Here is a 6,627-nt window from a genome sequence, read left to right as displayed (position 1 = left end):
GTAGGGGTTCTGGCTCGTATCGCGCTGCGGTTGAGAGTATTCGTGGTGGCGCGGCGCGGGTGCGTGATTCGGGTGCTGAGAGTTCTGGCGAGTGGGTTCGGGTTCATTCGCTGGCTCGTATGATGTTGTTGTCGATCGGTGAGACGGTCCTGGATGACGGTTCTTTGCGCGACGATCTGGCGGCGCTGCTGGCCGGGGATCTTCTTGAGCGTGGGAATGCCGGTGATACGAGGATGCTGGCCCGTGGTCTGGTTGCGGAGCTTGTCGGTGCTGATCGTGAGCGGCGACTGTCCACGGTTGGTGAGGTGGACGAGGCGGCTGCGGGTCTGTCGGTGGATGCCGGGGACGCGCTGGTGGAGGGGGATCGTCCGTGGGGGGACGGGTCGTCGTTTGCTGATTCGGGTGTGGTGAGTACAGAACCGGCAGCTGTGCGGGACGGCGCTGGACCGGACCCGGTTTCGCAACCGGGGGCGGAGCACGAGTCCGGGCGAGTTCTAGGTGATACCGACATCGAACTGGATTCCGCGCTCGGCGTGCGGGCTGTGCACGAAACGAACACAAGAACATCTCAGGCGGTTCTGGCCAAGGTCAAGGAACGCGAGTTCAAGGCCGAGGAGATACGGGCGATTGAAGCTGCGACATCGCACTACGCTCCTATCTTGGGAAACCGCCGGGCTAGTTCGAGCAGAGCGCACGCTGAGCAAGAGGTACGGACATTCGGAGCAGTGACCTTCGCGGTTGAAAACGGCCGTCTCGCCGCTGGCGCTAGGGCGGAGTACTTGGACTCGCACGGCACCGTGAACCTCTATGCGATGGGAACGCTCAATAGAGAGTTCGGCGGCGGTGAACGCGCCATTGAGGGCACTGTCGTTCACGAACTAGCCCACGGATTGCTCGACTATGCCCTCGGCGAATACACGGAGCACGTTGGTAGCTGGGACGCTGAGGGAAACCCGCGCCGTAGATCCGACGGCGAACCGCCGCTAAGTCTGAACGCGATGGATGACGCCAGCGACTTTGAGACGTCGCTGAAGTTCTACCTCCGCGATCCTGGCGCATTTGCGAATCGTTCGCCGCGGCGTGCCGAGTTCCTGTCGCAGCTGGCCAACGAGCACCCTGACATATTCGTTCGCCGGGAGCACGAGTTTACTGGCCAGGCGGCGAAGCGGGTGCTCGAATTCGTAAAGCACCGTCAGTCTGAATTCAACATAAATACCGGCTATTGGGACGCTGAGGGGTATCCGACGTTCGACGGCGAGCGTCCCATTACCAAGTACGGTGCAACCAATAAGCGAGAGGATATGGCCGAAGCGGCCAAGTACTATTTCTTGGATCGTGAAAAGCTCCGACGCGAAGCGCCGCAGCGGGCAGAATTCTTCGACCGGCTGATCGCGGACTGGGAATCGAGCAAGAGTGATGCGCTTTGACGTGATTCTACCGCAAAAAAGGCGGCGATTCTTCGCGAGTCCGGTGTAGTCGATTCTCCGGCTTTGCGAAGGCTCTTGTACGGGCGAAGGACCTCGTCCAGTTCCAGCACGACCCAGCTGCCTTGTACAGAGAGTCGGTCCGATACGCGAACGCCTCGCCGATCGGCGGGAAAGATCGTTTCGCGGGCGACCGAGATCTATTAGATGCAGTGGTTCTTTCGGTGGCTGACGACTTGCTTACGAACAAAGACGCGGGCGACGGGCGTCACCGGAAGTGAACGATCTGACGCTGCTGGACGATGCCAGTCAGGCTGCAGTAGCCGCCGGAACCGCGTCCTGACAGCTGGCCATCCGGCAGGCGCTGCCTGCGGGGACCCTCGTAGCGCGGGCCGTGGAGCGATCTGGACCGTAGATGGCGACAATGCCCAGCTGGAACAGGACGCGCATCGATGTCGAACCATGGCTTGCCGAGATCGTAGCAGACGTCGCTGACGAGCGATGTTGGCCACCCTGCCGGGGCGGGGATGGCCGGGCCTTCCCTATCAACGGATGATCGTGACATCATCGGAGCTTGTCGCGGACGCCGCGGCTGGCCGGAAGGCTTGGCATGATCTGGGATTCCATCAGGGTTCATGCGACCCGTTTGCATTGCCCACCTTCGTTCCGGCTCGCCATCGTGGTTGGCCTATAGTGTGGTCGTCTGGCGATGGCAGTAGCGTCTGCTGGGGCGGGGACCATTCCAGCTGTACCGGGTGTGGATCGGTCAGGCAGCTGTCCGGCCAGTACGGCTAAATTCTTGGCCGTACTGGAGCCAGCCGGTCATCTGGCGCCGCAGCTGCCGTGTTCGTCGCAGCGATAGACCCAAACGTTCCGCGACCTGAGCGATCGTCCAAAGTTCGTCGTCGGACGCAAGGGCTTCATGTGGTCAAGGTCGATGTCGCCGATGGCCTGTGCTGGTGGCGTTGCGCGGTACTCGGGGCTCTCACCGTGCCTGCAGGTCGGCGAGGGCGACAACAGTGAACCGTTCGCGTCCCGCAGCTCGCTGGCCGTGCTGCTCGCATTATACGATCAATGCGTCCTAGTTGGCCTTGCGCTCGTGGTGCAAGGGGGAAACCGGCGATCGCGTAATCGTGATCCCGAACATCGCGGCGTCCGCGTAATGCTCGGTGGTGTTGCGTCTTTTCGCGTTGTTCGTCTCGCCGATCTTGATCGATCCGTTGGCGAACTTGACGGCGTAGACGTATCCGGTGAGACCTGTCGCATCGTGCAGCGGCATGCCAGCGTGCGGCCAGTCCTCCAAGTCAGTGCTCTCGTGCGGGCGGGTTCGGGTCCGTGGTGCCATAAGCGGTCATCGCGTTCCTTGTGGTTGTGGCGGTCGTTGGTGGTCGCCTGCGACGTATCGGGCGATCCGGTGTCCGGCGGCGTCGATGATGCACGCTGTGTGGTGTTGCCAGGACCAGTCGATTCCGGCGAACGCGGGCGTAGCCTCCATGGTGTGCTCCTTTCCGTCAGACCACGGAAATCAGCACTCCGGTCCGGGACGTGACGGTCGGTCGCTCACTGAGGCGCTCCGGGCCGGCAAGCCTTGGCGCATAGCCCTATGGCCGATCTGCACGTCCCGGGCTGCCGGGTCCTGCAACTCTCGGGCAGGTCATCCCCGCTGGGTGACACGGTCAGTCCGGCAATGATCCGGCAGGCCCGGGGTGCAGACAAGACGCATACGCCTGTCTTCCCCCAACGTCCACCAGTGACGTCCACCAGTGAGGGTCAGTTTCACGAAGCGGCGACACGGTCGCGAAGATGTCGCACAACGCGGCCAGAACCTGCAGCGACAAGCGCTCCGGCGTGCAGATTGCCAGCCGGTGCACCTGTGAGACCGACGGGTAGATGCCGCGTTCGTGCAGCGGCTCCACCAGCTCGGTGATCTAGAATGTGCCGGTTTCGGCCATGATCTCGCGCAACCACTGGCTGTAGCTGACCGACCGGCTCCTGCACGAACCGCGGGTCCCGGCCGTCCTCGATCAGGTGCGTGGCGTAGTGAGTGGAAGTCCAGCGCGGGGTCCAGGCCGAGCTTGTCGCGGTAGGTCGCCTGCTGGCGGTTGAGCTGCTTGCTCCCGAACCGCAAGTCCCGCTCCGACGGCCACGGCGCCGGGCTGCCGTCCGCGCCGAGTAGCGGCCGCACCTCGGTCGACCACTGCTCGACGACCTCGGCGACCCAGTCCCAGACGCATAGCACGCTGCGCCGCTTCGGCGGCGGGCCCTTCTGCGCCTTACCGTGGCGGACGTCGAGCACGCCGTACTTACCGAACTCTGGCCCGTGCGGGTACCGTCCGAAGTCGATGAGGTCGAGCATCCGCGTCTCGTTGCGCAGCGGCCCGAAGTCGTAGGCGACTTTGAACGCGTGCGTCCCGGAGCGCCGGCAGCTAGCCCTTGCGTCCCGATTCTCGCTTGCGGTCGACTACGTCGTCGGCGTAGTCGAACAGCGCCAACGGCTCCGTGCGGCTGAACGAGCACTTGCTCGCTTCCGCCTCCGAGCCCGCGACGTTGACCTCGTTGATCACCTGCACCGGATGCGTGCCGAACCGGCGCTCGCACTCGAGGGTCTCCCACGGGCCGGGTCGGTCACGAACGCGCCGAATCCGGTTAGCGCGCCCTGGTAGTTGCGCGTTGTGGACAGTAACAGGTGTCGGACCGCACGAAGGTCAGCGAATCATTCGTCCGCCAGTTGCGGGGACCACAACCACGGGTAAGTGCCGCAATGCTTGCCGAACTGCCGCACCGCCCGCAGCCTGCTCTCGAATGTCGAACGCGCCAGGTTCCGGGCCAGCAACTGGTTGCGCCAGCCGTCCAGCATCGCCGCGACCACCTGCTCCTCCGGATGGAGAAGCGGCACACCCGCAGCCAGGTACAGGCCCGCCGAGCCCATCAACCGATCGTTAGATCCCACCAAACCCGCTTCCACCTGGTCGCATCCAGTGCGATGATCTCGCATCTGATGCGATGCGAGCCTTCGCTGTCCCGACCTGCACTACGCTCGGACCCCGGGACTCTAAAACGAGCGGTGTAACTCCCGATCATGGAAGTGCACCTGATGAGCGACATGATGACCGGCGTGGAGAACGCTGAGGACTTGAAGCCCAAGTCCGAGACCAGGCTGGATGGCCTGGACGAGCAGCTCGTGGCGCAGCTGATGAGCCGCGCGAAGGCCATTGGGCTGGCGCTGACCGGCGAAGGCGGGGTGCTGGCGCAGCCGACCAAACGGCTGGTGGAGTCCGCGCTCGAAGGCGAGATCACCGACCACCTCGGCTATGACAAGCACCACCCCGCCGGCCGCGGAACCGGCAACTCCCGCAACGGCACTCGCTCCAAGACCGTGCTCACCGACGGCGGGCCAGTCCAGATCGACGTGCCGCGGGACCGGGACGCCAGCTTCGAACCGAAGATCGCCGCCAAGCGGCAGAAACGCCTGGGCGGGGTGGACGAGATGGTGATCTTCCTGGCCGCGAAGGGTCTCACGACCGGGGAGATCTCCGCGCATCTGGCCGAGGTCTTTGGCGCTGAGGTGTCGAGGCGGACGATCTCCACGATCACCAACAAGGTCATCGAGGGCATGGTCGAGTGGCAGAACCGGCCCCTCGACCCAGGGTATCCGGCGATCTTCATCGACCCCATTCACGTCAAAATCCGTGACGGGCAGGTCGCCAACCGGCCGATCTACGTCGCCTTGACAGTCACGTGTGAGGGCCGCCGGGACATCCTCGGCCTTATGGGCCGGCGGACGGCGGCGAGGGCGCCAAGTACTGGCTGCACGTGCTCACCCAGCTGAAGAACCGCGGCGTCGCCGATGTGCTCATGGTCGTCTGCGACGGCGTGACCGGCCTGCCGGACGCGATCACCGCGGTCTGGTCGCAGACCATCACGCAGACCTGCATCGTGCATCTGTTGCGCAACAGCTTCCGCTACGCGGACCGCCAGCACTGGGACGCGACGCCAAGGCCCTCAAGCCGGTCTACACCGCGCCCACCGAGGCTGCCGCGCGGGATCGGTTCGCCGAGTTCGCCGAGGCCTGGGGCGGCCGGTATCCGGCGATCGTGCGGTTGTGGGACCACGCCTGGGCCGAGTTCGTGCCGTTCCTGGCCTTCGCCCCGGAGATCCGGCGAGTGATCTGCTCGACCAACGCGATCGAGAGCGTCAACGCCCGCATCCGCCGCGCGGTGAAGACACGCGGGCACTTCCCCAACGAGCAGGCCGCGCTCAAGTGCGTCTACATGGCGATCATGAGCCTGGATCCCGCCGGCGCCGGCCGCAAACGCTGGACCATGCGGTGGAACCCAGCGCTGAACGCGTTCGAGCTCGCCTTCGACGGCCGCCTGGCCGCCGGACGGGAGTAGTTCCCTTCAACCCCGGGTTACACCGCTCGTTTGACAGAACCCGGACCCCGAAGGCCGTGTCAACGCCCCCTTCTGCGGGCTCCACGAACGCCGCCTTAACGCCGCGTGGAGCGCAGAGCGTGTTCGCATTAGATGCGATTGGACCTGGTTTCAGAACGTCTGCAAGACGTGCTGTGTGCGGTGGTGGGGGTGGGATGGGTGAGGTGGTGGCGGTGGCGTGGTCGGCGGGGTGAGTGGGTGGCGGGGTGGTGTGGGGCTGGGGTGTGGTGGTGGGCGTGGTGCGGTAGGCGGGATGGTGTTGGTGGGGCGTGGGGGTGGTGACCGAAATTGCGGTCGAGCGCCGGCGCCTGCACTAAGGCGCCCCGGGCGCCGTCTGCCGGCGCCTGCGCGGTCTGCGAGTTGTGCCGACACAGCGAAGCGGCCGCCGATCCGGAGATCGGCGGCCGCTTTGCGTGCGCGGGCTGGCTAGAACAGGCGGTCGTCGCAATCGATGTGCCTGCATCCGATGTGGCAGGCACGGCCGTTGCGTTCCTCGCGCCCGGTTGTGGGCTGGGTGGAGGTGGTGAGGCGGGACAGCTCGCGCCGGATCGCGTCGGCGGGAATGACCTCGGTGACGGTGCCGTCTTGGCTGGTGGCCCATTGGGCGTAGCGGGCGAGTAGTGCCCGGAGGTACGCGGCGACCGGTGCGGGCGCGTCGGTCGGGATGGTGTCGGCGGCGATCTCGCGGTCGATGTCGGCGAGAAGAGCGTCAAAGGTGCGCACGGTGGCGGCTCCTGGTTCGGGCAGGGCGGGGGCACCCGGTTCGGGTG

5 protein-coding genes and 1 pseudogene are annotated in these 6,627 nt (G+C 65.2%); 2 read left to right on the top strand and 4 right to left on the bottom strand.

Annotation, left to right across the window (positions count from 1 at the left end):
• The coding region (locus BLV96_RS49560; RefSeq protein ID WP_208608540.1) for a hypothetical protein at window positions 1–1,427 on the top strand (1,427 nt) is incomplete at its 5' end.
• A 1,078-nt stretch (window positions 1,428–2,505) separates the two neighbouring features.
• On the opposite strand, the gene BLV96_RS47140 is transcribed toward BLV96_RS49560, so the two are convergent.
• The 3 genes from BLV96_RS47140 to BLV96_RS50420 form a co-directional block, all read right to left on the bottom strand.
• Window positions 2,506–2,703, bottom strand: a complete 198-nt coding sequence (locus tag BLV96_RS47140; protein WP_086678699.1) for a hypothetical protein — start codon at window positions 2,701–2,703, stop codon at window positions 2,506–2,508.
• A gap of 1,147 nt (window positions 2,704–3,850) precedes the next feature.
• A complete protein-coding gene (locus tag BLV96_RS50425) occupies window positions 3,851–3,988 on the bottom strand; it encodes a hypothetical protein (RefSeq protein ID WP_208608539.1) in 138 nt (45 codons plus the stop codon).
• A 149-nt stretch (window positions 3,989–4,137) separates the two neighbouring features.
• Window positions 4,138–4,353, bottom strand: coding sequence for a hypothetical protein (locus BLV96_RS50420; RefSeq protein ID WP_208608538.1), 216 nt, complete (start codon window positions 4,351–4,353; stop codon window positions 4,138–4,140).
• A 264-nt stretch (window positions 4,354–4,617) separates the two neighbouring features.
• Between BLV96_RS50420 and BLV96_RS47125 the strand changes: the two are divergent.
• Window positions 4,618–5,818 (top strand): annotated as a pseudogene (locus tag BLV96_RS47125) (IS256 family transposase).
• 465 nt (window positions 5,819–6,283) lie between these two features.
• On the opposite strand, the gene BLV96_RS47120 reads toward BLV96_RS47125, so the two are convergent.
• Entirely contained in the window at window positions 6,284–6,580 is a 297-nt protein-coding gene (locus BLV96_RS47120) for a hypothetical protein (RefSeq protein ID WP_086678951.1), read from the bottom strand.
• Window positions 6,581–6,627: the final 47 nt, after the last annotated feature.

Source organism: Amycolatopsis pretoriensis, from assembly GCF_900107925.1.
GTDB classification, from domain to species: Bacteria; Actinomycetota; Actinomycetes; order Mycobacteriales; family Pseudonocardiaceae; genus Amycolatopsis; species Amycolatopsis pretoriensis.
Note: the sequence above shows the minus strand (reverse complement) of the source record. Positions and strands in the feature narration are given on the sequence as shown.